This is a genomic window from Persicimonas caeni, from assembly GCF_006517175.1.
Taxonomy (GTDB): Bacteria; Myxococcota_A; Bradymonadia; order Bradymonadales; family Bradymonadaceae; genus Persicimonas; species Persicimonas caeni.
In genome coordinates, this window is the sequence record NZ_CP041186.1 from 7,528,344 (window position 1) to 7,554,031 (window position 25,688).

At 61.6% G+C, this 25,688-nt stretch carries 21 protein-coding genes; 11 read left to right on the plus strand and 10 right to left on the minus strand.

Annotated elements, in window-relative coordinates; translation table 11 throughout:
• Window positions 1-5: 5 nt before the first annotated feature.
• From FIV42_RS27960 to aspS, 8 genes are all read right to left on the minus strand, one after another.
• A complete protein-coding gene (locus FIV42_RS27960; protein WP_141200886.1) occupies window positions 6-1,118 on the minus strand; it encodes an ABC transporter ATP-binding protein in 1,113 nt (370 codons plus the stop codon).
• A 6-nt stretch (window positions 1,119-1,124) separates the two neighbouring features.
• Window positions 1,125-2,372 carry an ABC transporter permease gene (locus tag FIV42_RS30825; RefSeq protein ID WP_222615335.1) on the minus strand — a complete coding sequence of 416 codons (1,248 nt, stop codon included), beginning with the start codon at window positions 2,370-2,372 and terminating at the stop codon, window positions 1,125-1,127.
• A 76-nt stretch (window positions 2,373-2,448) separates the two neighbouring features.
• Window positions 2,449-3,948, minus strand: a complete 1,500-nt coding sequence (locus FIV42_RS27970) for an ABC transporter permease (protein WP_141200887.1) — start codon at window positions 3,946-3,948, stop codon at window positions 2,449-2,451.
• Window positions 3,949-4,078: 130 nt separating this feature from the next.
• On the minus strand, window positions 4,079-5,938 hold the full coding sequence (locus tag FIV42_RS27975) for an ABC transporter substrate-binding protein (protein WP_168210996.1): 1,860 nt from the start codon (window positions 5,936-5,938) through the stop codon (window positions 4,079-4,081).
• Window positions 5,939-6,244: 306 nt separating this feature from the next.
• Window positions 6,245-6,682, minus strand: coding sequence for a hypothetical protein (locus tag FIV42_RS27980; RefSeq protein WP_141200889.1), 438 nt, complete (start codon window positions 6,680-6,682; stop codon window positions 6,245-6,247).
• Window positions 6,679-8,040: a hypothetical protein gene (locus FIV42_RS27985; protein WP_141200890.1), complete on the minus strand. Its 1,362-nt coding sequence runs from the start codon at window positions 8,038-8,040 to the stop codon at window positions 6,679-6,681. Before FIV42_RS27985 ends, FIV42_RS27980 begins: the two co-directional genes overlap by 4 nt.
• Window positions 8,037-9,794 (minus strand): glycerol-3-phosphate dehydrogenase/oxidase, encoded by a 1,758-nt coding sequence (locus tag FIV42_RS27990; protein ID WP_141200891.1) that lies wholly within the window; start codon window positions 9,792-9,794, stop codon window positions 8,037-8,039. The genes FIV42_RS27985 and FIV42_RS27990 overlap by 4 nt, the downstream gene beginning before the upstream one ends.
• Window positions 9,795-10,036: 242 nt before the next feature.
• A complete protein-coding gene (aspS, locus tag FIV42_RS27995) occupies window positions 10,037-11,830 on the minus strand; it encodes an aspartate--tRNA ligase (protein ID WP_246099073.1) in 1,794 nt (597 codons plus the stop codon).
• Window positions 11,831-12,032: 202 nt separating this feature from the next.
• Between aspS and FIV42_RS28000 the strand changes: the two genes are divergently transcribed.
• Entirely contained in the window at window positions 12,033-13,577 is a 1,545-nt protein-coding gene (locus tag FIV42_RS28000) for a hydroxysqualene dehydroxylase (RefSeq protein ID WP_141200892.1), read from the plus strand.
• A 75-nt stretch (window positions 13,578-13,652) separates the two neighbouring features.
• Entirely contained in the window at window positions 13,653-14,777 is a 1,125-nt protein-coding gene (locus FIV42_RS28005) for a DprA-like winged helix domain-containing protein (protein WP_141200893.1), read from the plus strand.
• Here the strand turns inward: FIV42_RS28005 and FIV42_RS28010 are convergent, their stop codons facing one another.
• A complete protein-coding gene (locus FIV42_RS28010) occupies window positions 14,778-15,122 on the minus strand; it encodes an SPW repeat protein (protein WP_141200894.1) in 345 nt (114 codons plus the stop codon).
• A 184-nt stretch (window positions 15,123-15,306) separates the two neighbouring features.
• On the opposite strand from FIV42_RS28010, the gene FIV42_RS28015 reads away from it, so the two are divergent.
• The 9 genes from FIV42_RS28015 (at window position 15,307) to FIV42_RS28050 (ending at window position 23,252) form a co-directional block, all read left to right on the plus strand.
• The gene (locus tag FIV42_RS28015) at window positions 15,307-15,852 is read left to right on the plus strand and encodes a hypothetical protein (protein WP_141200895.1); all 546 of its coding nucleotides are present in this window, start codon (window positions 15,307-15,309) and stop codon (window positions 15,850-15,852) included.
• Window positions 15,853-15,858: 6 nt separating this feature from the next.
• A complete protein-coding gene (locus tag FIV42_RS30445) occupies window positions 15,859-16,518 on the plus strand; it encodes a hypothetical protein (RefSeq protein WP_168210997.1) in 660 nt (219 codons plus the stop codon).
• A gap of 272 nt (window positions 16,519-16,790) precedes the next feature.
• Window positions 16,791-17,135 carry a four helix bundle protein gene (locus FIV42_RS28020; RefSeq protein WP_168210998.1) on the plus strand — a complete coding sequence of 115 codons (345 nt, stop codon included), beginning with the start codon at window positions 16,791-16,793 and terminating at the stop codon, window positions 17,133-17,135.
• Between the two features lie 213 nt (window positions 17,136-17,348).
• The gene (gene sucC / locus FIV42_RS28025) at window positions 17,349-18,509 is read left to right on the plus strand and encodes an ADP-forming succinate--CoA ligase subunit beta (protein WP_141200897.1); all 1,161 of its coding nucleotides are present in this window, start codon (window positions 17,349-17,351) and stop codon (window positions 18,507-18,509) included.
• A 63-nt stretch (window positions 18,510-18,572) separates the two neighbouring features.
• A complete protein-coding gene (sucD, locus tag FIV42_RS28030) occupies window positions 18,573-19,445 on the plus strand; it encodes a succinate--CoA ligase subunit alpha (RefSeq protein WP_141200898.1) in 873 nt (290 codons plus the stop codon).
• Window positions 19,446-19,570: 125 nt separating this feature from the next.
• Window positions 19,571-19,996 carry a nucleoside-diphosphate kinase gene (gene ndk, locus FIV42_RS28035; protein ID WP_141200899.1) on the plus strand — a complete coding sequence of 142 codons (426 nt, stop codon included), beginning with the start codon at window positions 19,571-19,573 and terminating at the stop codon, window positions 19,994-19,996.
• Window positions 19,997-20,169: 173 nt separating this feature from the next.
• Window positions 20,170-21,339, plus strand: a complete 1,170-nt coding sequence (rlmN, locus tag FIV42_RS28040; RefSeq protein ID WP_141200900.1) for a 23S rRNA (adenine(2503)-C(2))-methyltransferase RlmN — start codon at window positions 20,170-20,172, stop codon at window positions 21,337-21,339.
• Window positions 21,340-21,372: 33 nt separating this feature from the next.
• Entirely contained in the window at window positions 21,373-22,290 is a 918-nt protein-coding gene (locus FIV42_RS28045; RefSeq protein ID WP_141200901.1) for a PfkB family carbohydrate kinase, read from the plus strand.
• 104 nt (window positions 22,291-22,394) lie between these two features.
• Window positions 22,395-23,252, plus strand: a complete 858-nt coding sequence (locus tag FIV42_RS28050; RefSeq protein WP_141200902.1) for a hypothetical protein — start codon at window positions 22,395-22,397, stop codon at window positions 23,250-23,252.
• 132 nt (window positions 23,253-23,384) lie between these two features.
• Here FIV42_RS28050 and FIV42_RS31520 read toward each other — a convergent pair whose 3' ends face one another.
• Window positions 23,385-25,514 carry a thrombospondin type 3 repeat-containing protein gene (locus tag FIV42_RS31520; RefSeq protein ID WP_141200903.1) on the minus strand — a complete coding sequence of 710 codons (2,130 nt, stop codon included), beginning with the start codon at window positions 25,512-25,514 and terminating at the stop codon, window positions 23,385-23,387.
• Between the last annotated feature and the right edge of the window lie 174 nt (window positions 25,515-25,688).

Here is a 25,688-nt window from a genome sequence, read left to right on the forward strand (position 1 = left end):
TGTGATCATCCGACCTTTCCGACCGATCCGTTCATCGAGGAGAGGAAGTCATCCGGGTTGGCCTTTTTGCCGCCGGGTTTGGGGCCGGTCTTCTCTTTGGTGCCTTCGCGGACTTCATCGGCGTACCAACAGGCCGAAAAGTGGCCTTCTTCCTGGCTCTTGATCGGCGGAAGCTCGCTGCACTGGTCGGTGGCGAACTCGCAGCGCGAGCGGAAGCGACAGCCGGCAGGGAAGTCCTGCGGCCGAGGGACCATGCCCGGGATCACGTACAGACGGTCGGGGCGGCCGGCGTGGGCGACGTCGACCTGCGGCAGGCTGCTGAACAGCCCGATGCTGTAAGGGTGCGACGGCTTTTCGTACAGCGTCTCGGCCGAGCCGTACTCGGCGATGCGGCCGGCGTACATAACCGCCACGTCATCACAGATCTCGGCGACGACGCCCAGATCGTGGGTAATGAACAGAATCGACATGCCCATCTCGTCCTGAAGCTCTTTGAGCAGGTCGAGGATCTGGGCCTGAATCGTCACGTCGAGCGCGGTGGTCGGCTCGTCGGCGATCAAGAGCTTGGGCTCGCACACCAGCGCCATCGCAATCATGGCGCGCTGCTTCATGCCGCCCGACATCTGGTGCGGGTACTCGTCGATACGCTTTTTGGGGGCGGGGATACCGACCCGATCGAGCATGTCGATGGCGAGCTCGCGCGACTCTTTGTAGGTGCGGTCTTGGTGCAACTGGATCGCCTCGATGATCTGGTTGCCGATGGTGTAGACCGGGTTGAGGCTGGTCATCGGCTCCTGGAAGATCATCGAGATGTCGTTGCCGCGCACCTTGCGAAGCTGCTTCTCGCTGTACTTCGTCAGGTCGTTGCCCTCGAAGAGGACTTCGCCGCCGACGATCTTGCCGGGAGGCTGCGGAATGAGCCCCAAGATGCTCAGCGAGGTCACCGACTTACCCGAGCCCGACTCACCCACCAGACCGAGCGTCTTGCCGCGCTCGATGGTGAAGCTCACCCCGTCGACCGACGGAAGAACGCCGTCGTCGGTAAAAAAGTAGGTGCGCAGATCTTTGACCTGCAGGATCGGGTCGTCAGCGGCGGCTGCGATTTTATTATCTGCCATAACAGCTTACTTGCGGAGTTTCGGGTCGATGGCGTCGCGGACGCCTTCACCGACCAAGTTCAACAGACTGACGGTGACGAAAATTGCGAATCCGGGGGCCAAGATCAGCGCCATCTGGCCGGTCTCGCGACCGGTGGTCAGAATCTGTCCCCAACTGGGCGCCGTGGGGGGGCCGAGACCCAAGAAGCTGAGCGAGGCCTCGATGAGAATCGCGCCGGCCACGCCGAACGTCGCGGCCACGAGCACAGGGCCGAGCGAGTTTGGCAGGATATGCCGGAAAATGATGCGTCCCTGCTTGAGACCCATGGCCTTGGCAGCCTGGACGAATTCTTGGTTCTTGAGGCGCAGGAACTCGCCGCGCACCAGTCGAGCCACCTTGGTCCAGCCAGTCAGGCCGATGATGACCATGATGTGGAAGATGGACGGGTCGTCGATGAAGCCGCGAATCGTCAGAATCAAAAAGAAGGTCGGGAAGCAGAGCATCACCTCGATCATGCGCAGGATGACCGAGTCGATCTTACCGCCGAAGTAGCCGGCCAAGCTGCCCAGAATGGCGCCGATGGTCACGTAGATGCCCACGGCGACCACACCGATGGTCAGCGAGATACGCGTGCCGTACAACAAGCGGGTGAAGACGTCGCGTCCCTTACGGTCGGTGCCCAGCCAGTGCGTCCAGCTCGGATCTTGTTGGACCGCTTGGAGGTCGATGTCGCGATACGAATACTCGACCGGCGGGAAAATCGCGCTGACGCCGTCCATCTCGCTCAGACCCACATAGTCGACGTAGGGCAGGCTGAACCCGCTCATGAAGACGACGATACAGACCACCAGCAGGACGAGCGCGGCGATCATGCCGTAATTCCGCCGCTGGCGTCGGTAGACCTTCTTGTCGGTGGTATCGGCTGCGAACTTCTTGAACAAAAACCACCCACCGAAGGCGAGCGGCAGCCCGAAGACGAGCACGTTAAAGAAGATGTCGACGCCGCTCTCGTAGAAGTTGGCGTCGAACAGCGCGGCGAACCAGGGAAAATGCACGCCCTGGGCGGTCGCCGGCCCGACGCCTTCAGGCACCGAGATATAAAACGGCACGTTGGCCGCGAAGACGGGCGCATAGGTGGCAACCAGGAACAAAATCCCGATGCCGTACAGGCTCACCAGACTGGTCGGGTACTTTTGAAACTGTCCCCAGACGATCTCACCGTACGACTTGTACTGCGGACGCGGTGGCTTGTTGTTGGCTGTTTCTTGGGACATCTCGTTTTAACACAATCGGGTTGTGAATAGGACGTCGGCGTCGGCCGCCTGTTGGCCAGGCGGCCGTACGTCGCGCTCAGTCGAAGCTGATGCGCGGGTCGACCACGGCGTAGCTGATATCCGACAGAAGGATGCCAATCAGGGTCAGCACCGCCGAGAAGAGGGTCAACGCCATGATGGCGTTGTAGTCCTTCAGGAAGATGCTGTTGAGCATATACAGGCCCATGCCGGGGATATTGAAGACGAACTCGAGGACAACCGAGCCGCCGATCAGTGCCGGGAGCAGGGTGCCCAGGAGCGTCAGAATCGGGATCATGCCGTTACGCACCGCGTGCTTGATGATGACCATCGGCTCGGACAGTCCCTTGGCGCGGGCGGTGCGGATATAGTCGGCGCGGATGACGTCGAGCAGGCCGCTCCTTGCGTAGCGGCTCAAGCTGGCGAGCGCGCCGTAGGTCAGGCAGAAGACCGGCAAGACCATATGGTAAGCCACGCTCGTGACGTGCTCCCAGGTGGTCATCGAGTCGACGTTATTGCCCTCGAAACCGCCGGTGGGGAACCACTCGAAGGGGTTGCCAGTAGTGAACCACTGCAGCAAGAGCACCGCCGTGAAGAAGCTGGGCAGGCTGTAGAGCATGAACAGGACGACCGTGACCACTTGGTCGGCGGTAGTGTGTTGCTTGTAGGCGCTCCACACGCCAAGGGGCACACTGATGAGGTAGGCAAAGAAGATCGAGAAGAAGCCCAGCACGATGGAGACCTTCATCTTCTCGATCACCTTCGGCAAGATGGGCTGCTTGTCGACATGGCTGATGCCGAAGTCAAAGTTGAGCAGGTTACCCCAGTACTTGGCAAAGCGCGTGTCGCTGACCGTGATCCAGAACTTCTCACCGAGATCGTAGTCAAACCGCTCGGCGTGCTCCTCGAGCCACGGCCCCCACTTCTCGTCGAGCAACTCGTTGACTTGAGTCGCGGAGACGTCGGCAGGGAGAGTCCAGCCCTGAATCTTCTGGTTTTCGGCATAAGCCTTTTTGTTGAACGCGCGGTCCTCGTCCGACTGCTTGTCACTGAACTCGTTCTTGAGGTCGAGCTGGGCGTTGATGGCCAATTGGTCGATCGCCAGCAGGCGCACGTCGAGACGGTCGGACTTCTGTGCGATCGCGTAGAGATGAGGCACGATATACTCGCCCCAATCCTCGATGGTGTCCCGCGCGTCGATGACCTTGCCCGACTCGGGCTTCTCGGAGGCCGAAATGCAGTTCTCCGGCTTGGCACCTTCGTCCGGGCACACCGGCAGCTGTTGGTCGGCCAAAATCTCCAGGCGCTGCTTCACCTCGTCGGTATCGATATTGTACCGGAAGTTGAAGAAGACGGGCTTGTCGAAGTTGAACTGCTCTTTGAAGATTCGATAGCTCTCTCGAGCCTCGGCACCCTGAGCCGATTCGGCTCCGGTCGAGCCCGCTTGACCCTGGCTGGGTTTGCCGGGAGCAAGCTGGAGAACCCCGAACACCACCAATACGATGATGAAGAGGGTAGGAATCATCAGCAGGATGCGCTTGACGATATACGTCGTCATGGCCTGTGTCGTCTTTCTTGGGTGAAGTCAGTCGGCGCGGGCTCATCCCAAAGAGGCGAGCCCGCGCCGACGCTGTGTCCGAGCGCGGCTTGTCTCCAAAGAAGGACGAGACCGCGCACCGTCCGTTACATCAATCGTTCGAGTCTTGCGCGCTCTCTTCGATCCACCAGGGGATGGAGAGGTCCTGGGGACGAAGCTTCTGGAAGTACACGTTCTCGAGGCGCGGGTTCCAAGCGTAGGCGGTGCGCAGCTGGAAGAAGAACGTGTAGGGCTGCTCTTCGTGCAAGATCATGTGGAACTCGCGAAGCAGCTCGAGGCGCTTGTCCTCGTCGAAGGTGGTACGCAGCGTCTCGATGATTTCGTCGGCGCGGTCGTTGCGGAAGCCCACACGGTTCGAGCCCTTCGGCACGTCCGCCTGGCTCGAGTGCCAGATCTGGTAGGGGTCCATCGACCAGCTCAGGCCCCAACCGCCGGTGAAGGCGTCGAACTTGCGCTCGTCCATCTTCTTCTGCATCAGCGACCAGTCGACCGGCTGGGGCGTCATGATCACGCCAATCTTACGCAGGTCTTCCTGGAACACCGACAGATAGCTACGGGTGCTCGGCTTGTTGTAGGCAAGGATCGTGAAGCGGAAGTCCTTCTTCTTGCCATCGATCATCTTGTCGCGCACGCCGTCGCCATCAGTGTCCTTCCAGCCGGCTTCTTCGAGTAGCTTGCGCGCCTTGTCGAGGTCGTAGTCGTACATCTCGACCTTGGGGTTGTTCGCCGGGTGTCCCGGCAGGAAAGAGCCGGTAAGAGGCTTTCCGAGGCCGCTGAGCACGTTCTTGATGATGCCCGGGCGGTTGAGGGCGTGGGTCATCGCGCGGCGGACGCGCTTGTCGGAGAAGAGCGGTTTATCGGCGTTCCAACCGAAGTAGTAGTAGACGGGACGGTCGACGACTTTGTGCTCGAGCTTGCCGTCATTGAACGGGCTATCGGGCCCGCCGTTGAGGACCTCTTGACGATAGACGGGCGGGGGAAGCTCGGTCAGGTCGAGCTCGCCGCCTTTGGTGCGCAGGTACGCGGTGTTCGGGTCCTTGATAATCTGGTACTCGATCTCTTCGATGGGCGGCTTGGTGTCCCAATAATTCTCGTTACGCTCCAGCAAGATTCGCTTATCCTGCTCGATCGCCTTGAGGGCATAGGGGCCGGTGCCGATGGGGTACCGCGATGCCCAATGGTTGTTGAAGCGCGTGCCCAACGACTCCTTGGGGATGTCCTCGCCGGTCTCGGTCTTCGTATAGATCCACTTGGGCAGCGGGGTGCCAACGATGGTGAATTCTTTGGACTGGTGAGTCTTCTTCTTCCAATAGACCTTCAAGGTGTAGTCATCGACGACTTCGACCCGGTCGAGATCTTGGAAGTAGCTCTTGATAGCGCCCGCCTGGACCTGCGGGTTCTTGATCATCTCGAAGTAGAACGCCGCGTCTTCGGCGGTGAACTTACGCGGCTCTTTGAGCCAAGCGTACTTCTCTTGGGAAAAGTCGACGTTGGGCACATGCCAGTAGACGTCGTCACGGAAGTGAAGGGTGTACTCGGTGAAGTCGTCGTTGACTTCGATCTTGTAGGCGAGCTCCGGAACGAACTTATCCGGGTTCTCCTTATCGCGTGACACGAAGGTGTTGTGCGCGTAGGTCGCGATCTCCTGGACGTCGGCGCCGTTCTCCGTCAGCCAGTTGAAACCCTTGGGCGTGCTGCTCATATAACGACGCAGAGTGCCGCCGGATTTGGCATCGGCGGGCACCAGTGGCTTGGTCGGTGCCTCCAAGATATTGTCGGGATCGTTCAGCGCCGCGGCATACTTGCCGTTGGCTTGGCCCGCGCCGCTGGCTTGGCCGCTGACGGTCACGCCGCGCTCGAGCTGCTTGAGGATCTTACTGTTGGTCTCGGACATCGCGTCGAGCTTCTGGCTCAATTTGACGATGTCCTCCTCGGCGCTATTGGTCTGCACGACGTTGAAGATCGTCAGCAATGCCAAAACGACGAGAGTTACGATCAGTGCAATGGTTGCTTTGAACGTTCTCGGCATGGAACTCGGGCTCGTCTACGGATTATGGGGGAAACTCGCGAGGGTCGTCGGCTAAATCTGGAGGTCTGTCACGACGACGTCGCGGCGTCTTCACTCAGCGTTTCCAAAGTCGCCGTACACTACAAAGGCGCGACCGATAGTGTCAATAAGGCTGGCGACCCCAACTGCAACTGGGGGTCGAGGACGTAAATTCCCTTCAGATACAAGGGGTTGGGTGCGCTTTCGGGGCTATTTTCGCGCCGATCGGGTCTCATTTCCCAGTCGATGCAGGAATTCAGCGAGGTCGCAAAGGGGAATATCGACCGGACAAATCTCTTCGAGTTCGTCACAACCGCACGCTTCGATCGCTTCAGCCGAAGGGATCGCGAGTTCGGCCTGGGAGAGATCGCGCATGGAGCTTTCGGCCAATAGCTGCGGCCCAACGTGGCGGTTCTCCGGGATCACCGACAACTCGGCGCACGCCGCTTCGCACAACCCGCAGCCGATGCACGACTGCCATTTGGCGATCATCTCTCGCTCTCGCGCGCTCAGCGGGGTGAGGCCTTCGGTCTCGAAGTTGTCTTTGACGCGATCGATCCCACCGGGGCGGTACAAGAAGAGAAACTTCTTGGTCAGGTGCAACAAAAGGTGCCAGGCGAGCAGGATATAGGCGTGGAGTTTTCTCACGATGTCATCTCCTCGCGTGAAGCGGCGATCCCCAAATACTCGAGCGCGAAGAGCGCGGCCAAGCGTCCGCTGATCAAATCGACGCCCATGGTGGTGCCATCCCAGATGGGGTTGAACCCGGCGAGCAGACGTCCCGCGGCGAACACATTGTCGACCGCGGGGGCGCCGTTCAAGTCGAGTGGTCGCAGGGTCTCGTCGGTGGCGACTCCAGCGCGAAAGAGGGGGTGATCACCCCAAGGAAGCTCCTCGAGGAGCCGTGGGGGCCATGCTTCCTCGGGATTGCGGATGGGACCGCCGTCGAGCCACAGGTCGACGCCGAAAATCGGTTCGCGAAGCGGAGCCGAGCCGGGCAGACCTCGGCCGATCCAGCGTCCAGTGGCCAGGATGACGGCGTCGGCCGACACGGTGTCAGACACCGTGTTGACGGCGCGCGCACTGCGATTCTCCACGGCCGCCGATACAGCGCGCGCCGAGACAACCTCGAGTGCATTGCGCGAGCGCAAATAGCGATCGAGGCGCCAGCCATGGATCGAGTTGCGGGCGGCAGCCGATTCGGCGACGCGGCAAGAGAGCACGTCTTCGAGGGCACCGAAGATCTCGACGTGCTCGGTCCAGGATCGCCCGAGACAAGGCGGCAAAGTCAGCAGATCGATGCCATGGGCGTCGACACTCTGCTCGAGCGCAGCGGCAAATGTGCCGGGGGCGTCTTCGAGCGCCGCCGCCAGTTGCGTGGCGACCTTGACCGAGTGCGAGGAGGCACCCGGTAGACTAGACAGGGGTGCGGCCTCGACCACTACGGCCGTGTCGGGCCGCGTCGAGTTCAACGCATCGACGAGCCGAGCGGCGCTCCAATCAGCAAGCGCCGGGCAGGCCACCACACCGACGCGCTCACCGGCGGTGATCGCCGACTGGCGCGTGGAGGTCGCGACGATGTCGGCAGAGTAGGGCGCGGCGTAAGCTGTCGGGAAGACCACCTCTTCGTCGACGCGCTCGATGCCCGCGTAGTCCAAGGACCGCAGGGCGCTCTTCAAATGCGCGCCGACCTCAGCACGAGAGAGCCCCCAGCGTGCGTATGGGTGGAACGGACGGCGACGTGACAGCGCCGCGAAGCGCTCGTCGCGGTCGGTCGTCAGTGTTTGCACGACGCGCTCGGCGGCTTCGACGGAGCCTGCCGACTGCGGCAGCAGACTGCCGGCGGGGCCGAAAGCTTGGCCGAGACCGCTCCAGAGGGCGGTCGCGCCGGGGCTTTGAGGGTGAATCATCAGCGCGTCGGCGCCGCTTCGGCGAATCGTTTCGGCCGCGGTGAACGCGGCCAGGCCCCCACCGATGATGGCGACTTGGGTACTGCGGGTGCTCACGCCGACTCCCTGGAACTGGCTTTCTCGACCTGTGTGGCGACCGCGCTCGTTTGTGCGGCCGGCTCGTTGAACAGGGCGGTTGCATCGGCGCCCAGCGCGCCACCGGCTTCGAAGAACCACGTTTGGCCGACCATTTCGGCGGCGAGTTGCTCGTCGCGCTCGATGCCCTCGCGGTCTTTCCAACGCGCTCGCTGGAAGGAGAGGGCGACGTCGAAGCGGTCACGCTGGGAGAGGCCTTTCTCGTCACAAAAGATCTCGGCGGCGTGCAGCGTGGCGCTCCATCCACCGTCGAGGCCTTGGCCCAAGCGGCTTCGGCGCTTGCAGTCGTCGAGCGTGGCGACCATCTCGTCGCGCATGACGTAGCGAAGCTCCGCCTCGGTGACCGGCTCGGAGGGGTCGACGATGGTGGTCCACTCCGGGTTCTTGCGCATCATCGCCAAGATCTGGTCGGAGCGTGAGCCATGGCGGTACAGAATGCGCCCTGCAGCATATTTGCCCAGGCCAACCTCTTCGAAGGCGTCGGTCGTCAGGTCGTGCGCCTCGCCGCCCGGAAGCGCCTCCAGGTGGGTGCGGCACTCGGCCTCGATGCCGAGCTTCTGGCAGATCTCGTCGACGGCATGCTCGCTCATCAATCGGTAGGCGGCGAGCTTGCCGCCGGCGATCGACATGAAATTCGGGACGCCTTCGACTTCGTGGTCATACACTGCGTGGTCGCGCGACAGTTGGCTCTCGTACTTGTTGTCGTCGTACAGCGTCGGCCGGCAGCCCACCGTGGTGTCGATGATGCGGTACTTGTCGACGCTCGGAAAGACAGGTCGGATGCCGTCGAGCAGGTATTTGACCTCGTCCTCGAGGACCGGGATGTCGTCGAGGTCGCCCCAGTAATCGTCGTCGGTGGTGCCGATGTAGGTGACGTTCTGGTGCGGGGCGATGAAGATCTGGCGGCCGTCGATGGCGTCGGCGATGATGGCGTAATTCGTCACGCGGCCGGCCAAGAGCAGGTGGATGCCCTTGCCTGGGCGCACGCGGCACATCTCGGCGCCGACCTTGTTGGCCGTCTTCTCGGCCCAGGCGCCGGTGGCGTTGAAAGTGATTCGTCCATACACCTCGCGCTCACCGCCATTGACCCGGTCGCGTACCCGCACGCCGCGCACGGCGCCGCGTTTGTCGGAGCTGCCGTCATCACGCAAAAAGCCGACCACCTCGTGGTAGTTGTGCACGTCGGCGCCACGCTCTTTGGCGTCTTGGACGTTGATGAAGGTGAGTCGAGGCGAATCGATCCCCCATTCGTCGGTGGTCACCGCGCCGATGATGTGCTCGGGGAGGCCGGGCTCGACGGCCAAGGCCTCTTGCTTGGTCAACCGGCTGTGGGGCGCGCCGCCCTTGAGGGGCGCGTAGCGGTCGTAGGTGTCAAAATACACCTCCGCTAGCTCGAGCATGACGCGGTTGCTGAAGTTGTTGGGCCCCACAGGGAACAAAAAGGGCACCCGAAACAGCAGATGCGGCGCGATCTTTTGGATAAGCCCCGAGTCGTAGCACGACTTCTTGGTGACGGTCGGGTCTTGCTCGAGATAGCGCACGCCCCCGTGGATCATGCCGCTCGACGCCCAGGTGGCGCCGGTCGAGAAGTCGTTTTTCTCGAAGAGCGCGACCGACAGGCCGCGCATGACGGCGTCGCGGGCGATGCCCGCGCCATTGATACCGCCGCCGATGATGACGAGGTCGTAGGGGTTTTGGGGAGTTCCGAGAGCCATGTCTGCCTTGCGCACATGCAAAGTCTCCTCCCCGCCCGCAGGGCAGGGGAGGACTAAGGAGGGGCGTCCTCTTCCACGTAGCGCAAGCGAAGTGGAGGAGGATTCAGGAGGAGGAAATCAAAGCCGGCATGGAGTCCTCTCCCTCGGTCCCTCTCCACTCCGCTTTGCTTCGTGGAAAGGGAGGCCTCACCTTGGTCATCTGCCTCCCTGCGCTTCGCTTCGGGTGGAGAGGAAAAGGTTGCTTAGTCGTCCTCTTCGTCCAATTCGACCTCGAGGTGCAACTCCTCGAGTTGATCTTCGCCGACCGTGCTGGGCGCGCCGGCCATGATGTCGGCGGCCTTCTGGGTCTTCGGGAAGGCGATGACGTCGCGGATATTGCTGCGCCCGGTCAGGATGCTGACCAGTCGGTCCATGCCGAAGGCGATGCCACCGTGCGGGGGAGGACCGTACTGGAAGGCGTCCATCAGGAAGCCGAATTTGTCGCGCGCCTCCTCCTCGGAAAACCCGAGGATGTCGAAGATCTTCTCCTGAATCTCCTGGCGGTGGATACGAATCGAGCCGCCGCCAACCTCCGAGCCGTTGAGCACCAGGTCGTAGGCCTGCGCGTAGGCTGCTTCGGGGTTGCCTTCGAGCAACTCGAAGTCCTGCGGACGCGGGCTTGTGAACGGGTGGTGCATCGGGTGGAGTTGGTCCTCCTCTTCGTCGTACTCGAACAAGGGGAACTCGGTGATCCAGACGAACTCGAATTCGCCGGCCACTTTCAGCCCGAGGTCGTCACCCAACTTGTCGCGCAGGTGGCCCAAGCTGTTGTTGGCCACCTTGCGGTCGGCAGCGACGATCAGGAGCAGGTCACCCGACTCGGCTCCGAACTTCGCTTGGATCGTCTCGCGGTCCTCTTCGTCGAAGAAGCGCGAGATGGGACCCGACCAGTCGTCCTCTTTGACCTTCGCCCAGGCCAAGCCTTTGGCGCCGTAGACCTTGGCGTGGTCCTCGAGGGCGTCGATATCCTTGCGGCTCAGCGCGTCCGAGCCACCGGGCACGCAAATACCTTTGACCGCGCCGCCGCTCTCGACGGTGCCCGAGAAGACTCGGAAGTCGGAGTCGGCGACCTCGTCGCTGATGTCGACCAATTCGAGGTCGAAGCGAAGGTCGGGGTCGTCGACGCCGAAGCGCTCGATGGCCTCCTCATAGCTTAGACGCTTGAACTCGCTTGGAAGTTGCACGTCGAGCACGTCGTCGAAGATCGCGCGCACCATGCCTTCGCAGATATTGATGACGTCGTCGGGGGTGACGAACGACATCTCCATATCGATCTGGGTGAACTCGGGCTGGCGGTCGGCGCGCAAGTCCTCGTCGCGGAAGCAGCGAACGATCTGGAAGTAGCGGTCGAAGCCCGAAACCATCAACAACTGCTTGAACAACTGCGGCGACTGCGGCAGCGCGTAGAACTTGCCCGGGTTGACGCGGCTGGGCACCAGGTAGTCACGTGCGCCCTCGGGCGTCGAGCGCGTCAAGTAAGGGGTCTCGAACTCGAGGAAGCCGTTCTCGCACAGATAGTTGCGCACGATCTGATTGACGCGGCTGCGCGTGATCATCGCCTCTTGGAGCGGCTCGCGCCGAAGGTCCAAGTAGCGATACTCCAACCGGAGCATCTCGTTGGCGTCGGTGTCCTCGCGGATCAGAAAGGGCGGGGTGTCCGACTTCGAGAAGATATGGATATCGGTGGCCATCACCTCGACCATGCCGGTCGGAATCTCGGTGTTGGCGTTATCCCCGCGGCTCACGACCTTGCCTTTGACGCCGATGCACCACTCCGAGCGCAGGCTGTCGGCCTCGGCGAACTTCTCGTCACCCATATGCGGGTGGAAGCGCACCTGGGAGATGCCGCTGCGATCACGCAGATCAACGAAGATCATGCCGCCCAGGTCGCGGTGCTTGGCGACCCAACCGAACAAAACGACTTCATCATCGATGTGCGACTCACGAAGGTCGCCACACATGTGCGTGCGCTGATGCTCTTCCAGAAACGAGGCCACTGTCTTCCTCCGAATCGTGTTCTAATTAGTCATTGACGCCGCGCGTCATGCGGCGGATTGGCGAATAAATCACGCGTGCCGGTGCATGTCAACGAGTCGCTCCAGTCTGGCTCTCGATCTTTGTCTCGGCAGCTGCCGTACCTAGGTTCGAGCCCAGTTACCCACAGTTTAAGCACCCCGATTCAAACGACGGAGGCGCCCCATGGCGAAAGCCACAGCGAAGACGCGCCAGACCGATGTGGTCATTGTCGGCGGCGGCCTGGCCGGGCTGACCGCAGGCATCGGTCTGCAGCGCGAAGGCCTCGATGTGGTGGTACTCGAAAAAGACAAGCGCTTGGGCGGACGCGCTCAAAGCTGGACCGATGAGACCACCGGCGACCCGGTGCATATCGGCCCGCATATCTTCCTGACCGAGTACCCCAACATGTTCAAGCTGTTGGACCTGTTGGGGACGCGCGGCGACATCGTCTGGGAGGACGAGCACTTCATCGTGCTCGCCGATGGGTCCGAGCGACTGGTTCAGGAGCAATACCCGCTGCCTGCGCCGTTTCACTTCGCCCCGACGATGATGGCCGACCCGCGGGCGCGGACCCGCGACAAGTTGTCGAATCTGGCCGTCACCCTGTACGCCATGCAGATGGACGAGCGCGACGTGATGCGCCTCGACGGCATGAACGCCTACGCCTTTTTGCGGCGCATGGGGGTGACCAAGGCGTATATCGACCAGTTCTGGTCGTTTGCGTGCATGGCGATCATGAACGTGCCCATCGAGGTCTGCTCGGCGGGTGCTCTGATGCGCTTTTTCCAGAAGTTCATCGGCTATGACACATTCTCCTTCGGGTTTCCCGATGGTGGCCTGGGCGACTTGTTTGCGCCGGCGGCCAAGCAAGAGATCGAGCGCGCCGGTGGAGAGGTGAGGCTTCGCACCGAGGTGTCGCGACTGCGCGTGGAAGGCGAACGTGTGGTCGGCGTCGAGCTCGCCGACGGCACGACCATCGAGGCGAAGCACACCGTGGCGGCCGTCCCACCGCAAGTGTTGCGGAATCTAGGCCCGAGACAGTGGATGGGCGAGTACGAATGGTACCGCGAACTGGTCCACTTCCATCCGTGCCCGTACGTGAGCGTCTTTTTGTGGTTCGACGAAAAGATCACCGACCTGCGCATGTGGGCGCGCACACACTCCCCGGACGACCTCAACTGCGACTTCTACGACCTCTCCAATATCCACACCGGCTGGAGAGAACGTCCGTCGGTAATCTGCAGCAACATCATTTATTGTCACCGCACTGACGGGATGACTGACGAAGAGATCGTGCGCCACACGGTCGCCGAGATCGCCGAGACCCATCCGGCCGCGTCGATGGACCACCTCGAGCACTACGTCGTCAATCGAATCCCGATGGCGATTCATTGCCCCTATCCGGGCACCGAGAAGCGGCGGCCCGTGACCGATCCGGGGGTCGAGGGGCTGGTGCTGGCGGGCGACTTCGTGCGCACCGAACTCCCCTCGTCGATGGAGAGCGCGGTGTGCTCGGGGTGGATGGCCGCCGAAAAGATCCTCGAGCAGCGCGGCCACAAAAAGCAACTCCACGTCGAACACCGAGACCTCGACGGGCTGACCGGCCTCATCAGCCGCACGGCCAAGCTCTTTCCGACCAAAGGCGCACAACGCATCATCCACGGGATGCGCCGAACGCTCGACGAGACGCCCCTTCTAACGCGGCCGGCTGACCCAGTTAACAAGTGAACGAGTAAAGAAGTGAATGAGTAAAAAGTGAATGAGTAAAAAGTGAATGAGTGAACACAAAGCTCGGTGAATCGAATGCTCGCTGAATTGACGCGCCGCGTAACCCAACCAATTCGCAGGCCCATCGAAGGCTTGAAGAGCCTGTTGGTGGGCCTGCCGATCGCCGAGTTGCGCGAGCTCGCCGCATCGCCCGGCGAGTTGAAGAACTTGGCTCACTTGCAGTGGTCGTTCTTCAACTTTCGTTATCTTCTGCCCGTTTTGTTTGCGCGCCACTTGCGCCTATTCGACGCGCTCGACGACACGCCGCTCCGCGTCGACCAGCTCGCCGAACGCTGCGCAATGCATCCCGAAGCGGCCAAGACTTTGGTGCGCGTGCTCGAGGCGCAAGGGATTTTGACCGTTGACGACGAGCAGGTGGCTTTGTCTGCCTACGCCGGCCAGTTTCTCGCTCCCTCGGCATCGGCAAGCCTGTTGCCGGTGGTCGACCTCTTGCTCACCTACACCCTTAGCTTCTCCGAAATCGCCAACAGCCTGCGAACGGGGCAGACGCCCGACGCGCTCGACGTGCGCGGCGACGACGAGACGACCGACTCCATCTTGCAGGCCGTCAACTCCCACATGGCTCAAGCCGCCGGCGAGTTGTTCGCCCGGGCAAATCTGCCACAGATTGAGTCGCTAATTGTCGGTTCGATGGGGGTGAGCTTTAGCGCCGAGTTGATGCGCCGTCACAAAGAGGCGCGCGTAACCTACGGCTGCTTGGAGCACCTCGTGCGGCGCATCCCCGAACTTCGGCGTCAGTACGATGTCGACCCGACGCGCGTCGACGGTATGCACTCGCACACCGGCGAACCCGGTGATGATAGGTGGGGGAATGAAGCCTACGATCTCGTCTTTTTGACCCGAAAGATGATCCTCGACCCGCAGGCCCACGTGGGGGAGAAGTTCGCGCGCAAAGCGCTCGACGTTCTAAACCCCGGAGGAGTCGCTGTCTTCTGGGAGGCAGTTCATCCAGACCGCGGACCCAGTCCACTCCCGCTCGCCCTCGAGACGGTCTTCGATCTTGGGATGAGCCCGTCCGCGCCGCTCAAGACACGGTCGAGCTTCTCGCAAACCCTGCGCGAGATTGGCTTCGATGAAATCAACTTCGTCGCCTGCCTCGGGGGCACGACCACCTTCGCTATCGCGCGCAAGCCCAATTAGCTAGAACGCGCTCTGCATCCTGTGGCGGCGCAGTAGAGCGAACAATGAGAGTCCGGCCACCACGGCGCCGACTACCAGGTGATTCCACATCGACCACTGGGACTGCCAGACGCCAAGCACGAACGGGGCCACGAATATCCAGAGGCCGAACAGCAGGTTGACCCACTCCTCCCAAAGCCGCGGGCGCGACAGTGCAATCAGGGAGACGAGCATCAAACCGGCGCCGCACACGTAGTGATTGGTCGACGCAGCCACCGGCATTCCCTCCCAGATCATTGGAATGCTGAAGAACCACGCTCCCGCTATCAGGTTGAGCCCGTCGGCCCATTTGGTATCGCCTTGCATCGTCGACCTCCTCGGCACAACTCCTCACACGTAACTGAAACCTAAGATCGGGTGGTCGACCAACAATGTTGGCGCACCTTCTTGACTTGGAAGTCGTGCGGGTGATGTTCTCAGCCTCGACCCGAGGGGGAATGTGGTTAATCGTGGGCTCCATGTGTTTAGGAAGCGACCCAGGAATGTGATGATGAGAGTATTTTCGAGCGCGTTGGCGCCGAGTTGTTTGATACTTCTGCTGGCTGGCTGTGCCAGCTCTCCGTACCAGTTACCGGCACCGCCACCGCAAGACGAGCAGCGCGATGTCGCCGCCGATCCGGCGGCGCAGGCCGAACTGGAGCGCAAGAATTACCTGCAGGCCCGCGCCTCTCTGCTCGACCTGTATAAGCTGCTCTCCGACGGGAGCTTCGACGAGGCCGAAGCGTTGTTGAGTCAGCAAACCCGCGACTTTTTGGCCTACGGCAACCAAAACGCCGACGCGGCGGGGGCGCTGGCCTCCGGCACGCTCGCACTTCCCGACGGGCGCACCGTCGAGTTCGAGCCGGTCGAGTTTCTGCTCGGCGGCGAGGTCCGCCAGATCGAGGACACGGTCGAGGGAGCCGACGAGCACGAGACCCCGCGTCGGCGAGAGCTTTTCGTGGTCGACGCCAACGGCGAGCCCCAGAAGGTGGTCATGATCTTGGAAGGCGGCCAGTGGGTGCTACATCGCACCGCCATCAATGCGGGCGAGGAGTAAATGACTATGAATGCACCTCCTCGAGAAAATACGTCTCTGGAGAGCACCGAAAGCTCGCCCAAAGTCGCCTCTGACAAACTGGTACAGACTCGTCCCGAGAAGAAAGGGGGCGGGCTGGTCTACAACCCACTTATTCGCCCCAGCGGCCAGGCACGCTACGAGATCCGCGGCCAACTTGAAGACAAGAGCTTGATCGCCTGGGGGTTCTGGGGTGGATTGCTCGTCTTTGTCGTGACTGTATTGCTCATTTTGAGTGCCCAGTCGGTCTACAATGTCTGGGATATTCTGTGGGCCCTCGTCGCGCTCTCCTTCGGTGTCTTTCTGTATCGCTACGGCCGCAAGTCCTCGCTTCGCGAAGAGGTGCTGTGTGAGGTCGACATCGAGCGCCAGCAGTTGGCTTGGCCGACGGCCCCAGGCGCAGGCGAACTGGCGTTACCGTTCGAAGAGATCACCGAGGTCGTCTTCGGGATGACTGATTACCCTCTCTCCGAGAGTCGCAGCGACGTGCACGTCCATGCGTTCACGTTGCTGGTGCGCGACGCCGACGACCGGTTGATCCCGATCGTCGAGGCGACACCGAACAAAGAAGAGGCGCATACGATCGCTAAGATTTTGGGCAACGAGCTGCAGATGCACATCTCGTATGTGGGCAAGGGGATTCAGTAGGGAAGCAAAGGAGCAAAGGAGCAAAGGAGCAAAGGAGCAAAGGAGCAAAGGAGCAAAGAAGCAAAGAAGCAAAGAAGCAAAGAAGCAAAGGAGCAAAGGAGCCACCGCCTGGAAACAGAGAAATCGTGGCTAGGCGGCTATAGGGCCGGGGGTTACGCAACAAAATCGGACTTTTGCCGATAACCGTAATAGAGGGGGGTTACGGGACAGATTCCAGGCAAGGTCATACGATGCGTTACAAGCGAAAATACACACGCCCCCATGAGAACTGGGTGATTTGGAAGTTGGCAATGACGCTGTGTGGCCTCACGTACAGGATCACCAAACAGATCCCGCGTGATGAAATGTGGGGACTTCAATCACAGATGCGGCGTGCAGCGGTTTCGATTCCTTCATATATTGCCGAAGGCGCGGCCAAGGGCACTTCGAGGCAGTTGCGTAAGTTCCTCTACGACTCACGCGCCTCGCTTTCTGAGCTCGAAACGCAATTGAAAATTTGCGACGACATAGGCTTCATTCATGCCAAAGATATCGATAGCGCATATCGCGTAATCGACAACCTTTCGCCGGCATTGCAGGCATTCATCACTAGCGTGGAGGGGCAAATCAAGACATGACAGTTTTCCCTGCGCGATTCTAATCGCACACCTGCTGCTTTTCGGCCTTCACCTCTTTAGCTTTTCACTCTTTAGCTTTTCGAACTCCACTCTTTCACTTTTTCGCTCTTTTACTTTTTGGCTGCGCGGCTGTTCCTTGACGCCTGCCAGCAGGCGTAGGTATAGACGTCCCGACAGCTAGACCAAAACCCAAGAAACAAAGGGTAGGTTCGCATGAACATCCATGAGTATCAGGCGAAGCAGATCTTGAGGGATTTCGGGGTAAAAACGCCCGAAGGACGCCCGGCATTCACCGTCGACGAGGCGGTCGACGCCGCCAAGGAACTCGGCGGCGACCTGTGGGTCGTCAAGGCGCAGATTCACGCTGGCGGCCGCGGCAAAGCTGGCGGCGTCAAGCTCGCTAAGAGCATCGACGAGGTGCGAGAGCACGCCGACGACATCCTCGGCAAGACGCTCGTGACCCACCAGACCGGTCCCGACGGACAAAAAGTTCGTCGCCTCTACATCGAGGAGGGCGCCGACATCGACCGCGAGTTGTACCTCGCCGCAGTCGTCGACCGCGCCAGCGGCGGCATTGTGCTCATGGGGTCGACCGAGGGCGGCGTCGACATCGAGCAAGTCGCCGAAGAGACCCCCGAAAAGATCCACAAGATCTACGTCGATCCGCTCGTCGGCCTGGCCGACTACCAGTGCCGTGAACTCGCCTTCGAACTCGGCCTGGAAGGCAAGAGCGTCTTCCGCGCCGTCAAGTTCATGAAGGGCCTGTACAAGGCGTTCGTCGAGAAGGACGCCAGCCTCGCCGAGATCAACCCGCTCGTGGTCACCGGCGACGGAGACATCATCGCGCTCGACGCGAAGATGAACTTCGACGACAACGGCTTGTTCCGCCACGCGGACATCAAGGAACTTCGCGACGAGAGCGAAGAGGACGAAGCCGAGCTCGAGGCCAAGCAGCACGGCCTGAGCTACGTCAACCTGGACGGAAATATCGGCTGCATGGTCAACGGCGCCGGCCTGGCGATGGCCACCATGGACATCATCAAGCACTACGGCGGCGAGCCGGCCAACTTCTTGGACGTCGGCGGCGGCGCTGACACCAAGACGGTGACCGAGGCCTTCAAGATCATCACCCAAGATGAGCGTGTGCAGGCCATCTTCATCAACATCTTCGGCGGCATCATGAAGTGCGACGTCATCGCCAACGGCGTGGTCGCGGCCGTCAAAGAAGTGGGCCTCGAAGTGCCGCTGGTCGTGCGCTTGGCAGGCACCAACGAGAAAGAAGGGAAAGCGATCCTCGAGGAGAGCAGCCTGAACATCATCCCGGCAGACACGATGGCCGACGGCGCCGAAAAGGCGATCGCTGCGATTCAGTGACGGGAAGGGACTAGGAGAGGCTTACGCTTCACACAAAGCAAACTACTGCTCGAAGGATAGAAAATGAGCATTCTCATCGATGAAAATACCCGGGTTCTCGTCCAGGGCATCACCGGATCGACCGGCAGCTTTCACACAAAGCAGATGATCGAGTACGGCACCAACATTGTCGCGGGTGCGACCCCGGGCAAAGGCGGCCAGAAAGAGCACGGCGTGCCGGTGTTCGACACCGTCGCCGACGCGGTCGAGCAGACCGGCTGCGACGCCAGCGTCGTGTACGTGCCGCCGGCCTTCGCCGCCGACGCGCTGCTCGAAGCGGCCGACGCCGGCATTCCGCTGGTCATTGCCATCACCGAGGGCATCCCGGTGCAGGACATGATCGCGGTCAAGAAGTTCTACAAAGAGAAGGGCATCACGCTCGTCGGGCCGAACTGCCCGGGCGTCATCAGCCCCGGCAAGTGCAAGATCGGCATCATGCCCGGTCATATCCACCAGCAGGGCAAAGTCGGCGTGGTCAGCAAGTCCGGCACCCTGACCTACGAGGCCGTCGGCCAGCTCAGCGCGCTGGGCATCGGTCAGTCGACCTGCGTGGGCATCGGTGGCGACCCCATCAACGGCACCGACTTCATCGACGTGCTCGAGATGTTCGAGCAGGACGATGACACCGAAGCCGTCATCATGATCGGCGAAATCGGCGGCACCGCCGAGCAGGAAGCCGCTGCTTGGGTCAAAGAGAATATGAGCAAGCCGGTCGCCGGCTTCGTCGCCGGTGCGACCGCCCCCAAGGGCAAGCGCATGGGCCACGCAGGCGCCATCATCTCCGGCGGAAGCGGTACCGCGGCCGAGAAGAAGGCGGCCATGGAAGCCGCCGGCATCGCCGTCGCTGCCACGCCGGCCGAGATGGGCACGACCCTGCAGAGCATCTACAAAGGCTAGAGCGCCCCGCACGGAGCAGAAGACGCTCCGCGCGGAGCAAAAAGCAAGAGAGCAAAAGAGTGTAATCTGCTTTTTTGCTCTTTTCCTTTTCACTTTATAACTTCACGTTTTCCGGAGGAAAACCAATGGCTGTTGAAACCACGCTGAGCATCCTGAAGCCCGACGCCCTCGAGAAGAACAAGATCGGCGACATCATCAATCGCTTCGAAGAAGCTGGCCTGACCCCGGTCGGCCTGCGCATGGTCCACCTGTCGCAGAACGAAGCCGAGCAGTTCTACGCGGTGCACAAAGAGCGTCCGTTCTTCGGCGAGCTCACCGAGTTCATGACCCGCGGCCCGGTCGTCGTCATGGCTCTTCGCGGCGAGAACGCCATCGAGCGCAACCGCGAGATCATGGGTGCTACCAACCCCGACGAAGCCGACGAAGGCACCATCCGCGCCGACCTGGCCACCAGCATCGGTGAAAACACCGTCCACGGTTCGGACTCGCCCGAGAACGCCGAGATCGAAGTGAACTTCTTCTTCAGCGGCACGCAGCTGTTCGACCGCTAAAGAGAAACTTAGGGTGACTAAGGGGGACTTAGGGAAACTAATTCACGAAACACGCACGTGGCTACTCTGAGTCGCTCTTAGTTACCCTTAGTCCCTCTTAGTTTCCCTTTGGAAGTTCATCGGATCGGTAAGCGTTCTGGGATCGTCAGTTTCCCAAAGGTCCCGAGAGCAACATGAGTATTGAAATCAACGCACACGTCGAAGACGCCATCGCCCACCTCGAGCAGTTGGAGGCCGGTGAGGCATCGGAGCCGATCGACCTGATGGACTTCTCCCTCGAGGAGTTGCAGGCCTTCGTCATCGAGGGCCTCGACGAGCGCAAGTTCCGCGCCGACCAGCTCTTCGAGTGGATGTACACCCACCTCGCCGAAGACATCGGCGAGATGACCAACCTTTCGAAGAAATTTCGCGCACGCCTCGAGAAGATCGGTCGGCTCCAGCCCATCGAGTTCAAGGGCGCGCACCCGTCGGACGACGGCACCGCCAAGCTCACCTTCAAGTGCGATGACAACGCGATCATCGAGACGGTGCTGATCCCGGCCGATGGGCGAAACACGCTGTGCATCTCCAGCCAAGTTGGCTGCGCGATGGGCTGCACGTTTTGCTACACCGCCAAGATGGGCCTTCGCCGCCACCTGTCGACGGCCGAAATCGTCGCCCAGGTCGTGATTGCCCGCCAGAAGATGACCGAGAAGTACGGTCATATCGGCAATATCGTCTTCATGGGCATGGGCGAGCCGCTGCACAACTACGACAACGTCGTGCGTGCGATTCGTATCCTGACTCATCAGTCCGGCCTCGACTTTTCGCGCCGACGCGTGACCGTGTCGACGTCCGGGCTGGTTCCTCAGCTCGAGAAGCTCGGCAAGGACGTCGACGTCCAGCTGGCCATCAGCCTCAACGGCACGAACAACGAGCAGCGTGGCAAGCTCATGCCGGTCAACGACCGCTGGGACATCCACGAGTTGCTCGAGTGCTTGCGCAACTATCCGCTCGAGAAGCGCGAGCGCATCACCTTCGAGTACGTGCTCATCAAAGGCATCACCGACCGCCTGGAGGACGCCGCCCGGCTCGTGAAGCTGGTCGACGATATCCCCTGCAAGGTCAATATCATTCCGTTCAATCCGCACCCCGAAACGCCGTTCGAGACGCCCGACGAAGAAACAATTCTGGCGTTTCAGCAGTATTTGATGGACCATGGCGTCCACGTCCTGCGACGCGCCACGCGTGGTCGCGACGAGATGGCCGCCTGCGGCCAGCTTGGTAAGCCCGGCGACCGCAAGCTGCCGGCTCACCTGCGCAAGCGCCTGGCCAAATTCGAAGAAGAAGCACGACAAGCCTAATTTGCTCTACGCTGTACCCGCCGAGAGGCCCTCATGAGTTTGCTGGTAGTAGGTTCGGTGGCTTTCGACACCGTCGAGACCCCGTTTGGAAAGGTTGAAGAGGCGCTGGGAGGATCTGCGCTCTATTTTTCGACCTCGGCGAGTTATTTTACCGACGTCAACCTGGTGGCGGTCGTCGGCGACGACTTTCCCGAGGACACCACCGACTTCCTCGCCTCGCGCGGGGTCAACCTCGACGGGTTGCAGCGCACCAGCGGGGAGACCTTCCGCTGGAAGGGCAAGTACGGCTACGACCTGAACGAAGCGATTACCCTCGACACTCAGCTCAACGTCTTCGGTGATTTCCACCCGGAGTTGCCCGAGGACTATCGCAGCGCCAGTCACGTCTTCTTGGCCAATATCGACCCGGAGCTGCAGCTCGAAGTGCTCCAACAGGTCGAAGATCCCGAGTTCGTCGCGCTCGACACGATGAACTTCTGGATCGAGGGCAAAAAGGACGCGCTCCTCGAGACGCTGTCGCACGTCGACATGGTCGTCATCAACGAGACCGAAGCGCGCCAGTTGGCCGACGAGGCCAATATCGTCCAGGCCGCGCACTCGATCCTCGAGATGGGCCCCGATTTCATCGCCATCAAACGCGGTGAGTACGGCGCGCTGCTCTTCACCGAGCGGGACACCTTTTTCGCGCCGGCGTACCCGCTCGAAGCGGTATTCGACCCGACGGGCGCCGGGGACACCTTCGCCGGCGGACTGCTCGGATATATCAGCCAGAACGGCCACCTCAACCCGCAGCACCTTCGCCAGGCGATGGTCGTGGGCAGCTGCATGGCCAGCTTCTGCGTCGAAGAGTTCAGCCTCGACGGGCTGCGCGAGCTCGACTCGCAGTCCATCGCCTCGCGTTTTTCGAAGTTCGAGAAGCTCGTCAGCTTCGAGCCACTTGAGTCGCTGTAGTAAAAAACACTAGAATAGCCGAGTAATCGGTCAATTACGGGCGCAGGGCCGACACGCTCTGCGCCTTTTTTGTGTCTGGGACACGCTTTTTAGGAGTATCGACGATGATGAATAGCCGTATGCTCGTAGTGCTACTCGCCGGTTTGTTTTTGACCCTGGGAACAGCCTGCGGTGACGACAGCAACAGTGAGAGCAACAACGACACCAACAACACGGCCGCCGACGCCGGCAACAACGGCGCCGACGTCCAGCAAGCCCAGCTTCCTGACGACTGGGAGTACGAGTCGGACTACTACCTGCGGTTCACCTCGTTCCAGTTCAAGCAAAGCTCGCCGGGCTACGGGCTGAACACGCTGCTTCGCATCAATATCGAGAAGCAGGAGAAGAAGTATCCCATCGTCGTCTTGGTGCACCTGAAGGACATCGACCCGGACGGCGGCACCTTGGCCATCCGCGGAGGCGCGGGCCGCAAAGCCGACCTCATGTGCGATCCGGAGCTCGACGGCGACTGCGAGTACATGTGGGACGAGGACACGCCCGACACCTACACCGAGGGCGTGGCGCTCGACACCGCCAGCGGCGACTTCTCCGCCGAGCTTCCGTCGCTCGACTTCATCGCCACCTTCGAGTCGCCCGACGGCGAAGAGACCGACACGGTCATTCCGATCACCGACCTGCGCCTCGATGCACGCTTCCCGCACGCGTATCTGGATGACAACGGTGAAGTGGTCGTCGAAGAGGCCATCTACGACGCCGACCTGCTCGGTTACCTGACCGAGGCCAACGCCGACGCTTCGGCCGTGCAGTTGAGCGACGGCCAGGAGCCGATCCCGCTGTCGGAGATTCTCGGCAAAGAGACCATGAACGCCGACCTCGACAGCGACGGCACCAACGATGCCTGGGAGCTGACGGGCACTTTCTCGGCCCAGCCGGCGACGGTCGCCACGGTCGCTGTTCAGTAAGCGCGATTTGATAAGCACAATTCGGTGAGCGCGGGTCGTTGACGTCATTCGACCGCGCAAGACGCAGAAGGCGCAAAGGCTAGGAGTCTAGCTTTTGCGCCTTTTTGCATGCGGCTGGACGTTTGTCGCCTGTCAGGTCTCCGGACAAGCACGCCCGAAATAGCTGAAGAAGGCGGGGCAGGGGTCGAGTCCGTCGGGCAGGGTGTCGTTGTCGGTATCGGTCCAGCAGGCGTCCCCGATGCCGTCACCATTCGAGTCGAGTTGGTCGGCATTCGGCAACAACGGGCAGTTGTCCCAGGTGTCGGGCATCCCGTCACCGTCGGTATCGGCGTCGCAGGCGTCGCCCACGCCGTCGAGGTCACTGTCGAGTTGAGCTGGGTTGGGGGCTTGAGGGCAGTTGTCACTCGCGTCGCCTACGCCGTCGCCGTCGAAGTCCGCGGCGCAGGCGGAGCCGGGCACGTCACTCGACGCGTCGGCCACGAGCACACAGACATCGCAGAGGTCCCCCAGTCCGTCCCCGTCGAGGTCGGTCTGGAAGGGGTTGGAGCGATGGGGGCAGTTGTCAGCCGAGTCGGGTATCTGATCGCCGTCACGGTCGGACTCGCACGCGTCTCCCAGCCCGTCGCCATCGAGGTCGCGGTTCCACGGGTCGCCGACGCCCGGGCACAAGTCACACGCGTCTCCGAGACCGTCCCCGTCGCTGTCAGCCTGGTCGGGATTCGCCTCGCGCGGGCAGTTGTCGTGCAGGTCGTCGACGCCGTCGCCGTCGTGGTCTATCTCGCACTCCGACGCGGTCTCGCTCAGGGGCCACTCTGGGCAACCGTCGACTCGATCGGCGATGCCGTCACCGTCGCGATCGCTGCCGTCGGGTGTCTGGCACGCATCTCCAAGCCCATCCGCGTTGTGGTCACGCTGCTCCGGGTTGTTGACGTAAGGGCAATTATCGCTCGGCGCCGGCACGCCGTCGCCGTCGAAGTCGTTCACACAGGCGAGCCCGAGCGAGGAATCCTCGGCGAGGGCCTGGTCCGGGTTAGCTACGAGGGGGCAGTTGTCGCACGCATCTCCGACGCCATCGCCGTCGGAGTCTGTCTGCGAGCGGTTTTGGCGCCACGGGCAGTTGTCGTTCGTGTTTACAAGCCCATCCCGATCGCGATCAGTCTCCTGCTCATCGCTGCAGGCATTGCCCACGCCGTCGTCATCGTCGTCGAGTTGAGCGGTGTTCGGCTCCAGCGGGCAGTTGTCCGACAAGTCGGGGATGGTGTCTCCATCGGTGTCGCGACGCCAGAAGTGGTCCTGGCACGCATCGCCGATCCCATCAGCGTTTAGGTCGAGCTGCAGCGGGTTGGGCACGGTGGGACAGTTGTCTCGCGCCGCGTCGACACCGTCGTTGTCGATGTCTTCGGCCGCGCCACACTCCTCTGGCGTGCGCGATGCCCGCGCCGGACAGGGATCGCACGCGTTGCCAATGCCGTCGCCGTCGGCATCGAGCAAGCCACCTTGCGGGATGGTGGGGCACGGGTCGATATAGTTGGACCACCCGTCGCCGTCGGAGTCGACGGTGCCGCCGCGCTCGCACGCGTCCCCTTTGCCGTTGGCGTTTCGGTCGTGTTGGTCGGCGTTCGCCTCCAACGGGCAGTTGTCACACAGGTCGCCGAAGCCGTCGCCGTCGCGGTCGACCTGCAGCGTGTCGGCCAGCATCGGGCAGACATCGCGCAAATCGGGGATCCCGTCTCCGTCGGCATCGGATGTCTCCGTGCAAGCGACGGGCGCTCCCGACGCGCTGACGCGCTGGTCGGGGTTGGCAACTCGCCGGCAAATGTCACACACGTCACCGACCCCGTCGCCGTCGACGTCGGGCTGAAAGGCGTTGGCGACCAGCGGGCAGTTGTCACATGCGTCTCCCAGGCCGTCGCGGTCGGTGTCTTTTTGGTCGGGGTTGGGCGCCGTGGGGCAGTTGTCGCCGATATTGGGCACCCCGTCATTGTCTTGGTCCGGGGCCGTGACGACGTCGGCGTCACCCGAGGTGTCGACCACGTCTCCGGCGTCACCTACCGAGATATCCGGCGCGTCGGATATCTCGGCGTCCTGACCGCCGCCTCCTGCGATGAGCAAGCAACGGCTGGCCACACAACGCTCTTGGTCTGGGCAGTCGAGGTCGGTTTCGCACGCAGGGCCGCCTTCACCGCCGTCAGGCGGCGGGCTGCACGCGCTCGCCAGGGCAAAGGCGAGGGCGGCCAACAGATAAATAAAGCGCTGCGTCATGAACCTACTGCGTTGCTGGGAAAACCACCTCCGCTCCCGATTCTAGTGGATGATTTCTCAAATATCGAACCGCTTTGTGCAGGGCGCTCCTCGGCCGTTTTTCAAACCGGTTGTGACTTGAGGGCTGGTACACTAGAATGGCCGCCAACTTTGGATTTTTCCCGGATTGGCGGG

Excerpts from the sequence above, each read along its gene's own strand:
- FIV42_RS27960 (WP_141200886.1), bottom strand. The coding sequence starts at position 1,118 with ATGGCAGATAATAAAATCGCAGCCGCCGCTGACGACCCGATCCTGCAG.
- FIV42_RS30825 (WP_222615335.1), bottom strand. The coding sequence starts at position 2,372 with ATGTCCCAAGAAACAGCCAACAACAAGCCACCGCGTCCGCAGTACAAG.
- FIV42_RS27970 (WP_141200887.1), bottom strand. The coding sequence starts at position 3,948 with ATGACGACGTATATCGTCAAGCGCATCCTGCTGATGATTCCTACCCTC.
- FIV42_RS27990 (WP_141200891.1), bottom strand. The coding sequence starts at position 9,794 with ATGGCTCTCGGAACTCCCCAAAACCCCTACGACCTCGTCATCATCGGC.
- FIV42_RS28000 (WP_141200892.1), top strand. The coding sequence starts at position 12,033 with ATGGCGAAAGCCACAGCGAAGACGCGCCAGACCGATGTGGTCATTGTC.
- FIV42_RS28005 (WP_141200893.1), top strand. The coding sequence starts at position 13,653 with ATGCTCGCTGAATTGACGCGCCGCGTAACCCAACCAATTCGCAGGCCC.
- FIV42_RS28010 (WP_141200894.1), bottom strand. The coding sequence starts at position 15,122 with ATGCAAGGCGATACCAAATGGGCCGACGGGCTCAACCTGATAGCGGGA.
- FIV42_RS28015 (WP_141200895.1), top strand. The coding sequence starts at position 15,307 with ATGAGAGTATTTTCGAGCGCGTTGGCGCCGAGTTGTTTGATACTTCTG.
- FIV42_RS30445 (WP_168210997.1), top strand. The coding sequence starts at position 15,859 with ATGAATGCACCTCCTCGAGAAAATACGTCTCTGGAGAGCACCGAAAGC.
- sucC (WP_141200897.1), top strand. The coding sequence starts at position 17,349 with ATGAACATCCATGAGTATCAGGCGAAGCAGATCTTGAGGGATTTCGGG.
- sucD (WP_141200898.1), top strand. The coding sequence starts at position 18,573 with ATGAGCATTCTCATCGATGAAAATACCCGGGTTCTCGTCCAGGGCATC.
- ndk (WP_141200899.1), top strand. The coding sequence starts at position 19,571 with ATGGCTGTTGAAACCACGCTGAGCATCCTGAAGCCCGACGCCCTCGAG.
- rlmN (WP_141200900.1), top strand. The coding sequence starts at position 20,170 with ATGAGTATTGAAATCAACGCACACGTCGAAGACGCCATCGCCCACCTC.
- FIV42_RS28045 (WP_141200901.1), top strand. The coding sequence starts at position 21,373 with ATGAGTTTGCTGGTAGTAGGTTCGGTGGCTTTCGACACCGTCGAGACC.
- FIV42_RS28050 (WP_141200902.1), top strand. The coding sequence starts at position 22,395 with ATGATGAATAGCCGTATGCTCGTAGTGCTACTCGCCGGTTTGTTTTTG.
- FIV42_RS31520 (WP_141200903.1), bottom strand. The coding sequence starts at position 25,514 with ATGACGCAGCGCTTTATTTATCTGTTGGCCGCCCTCGCCTTTGCCCTG.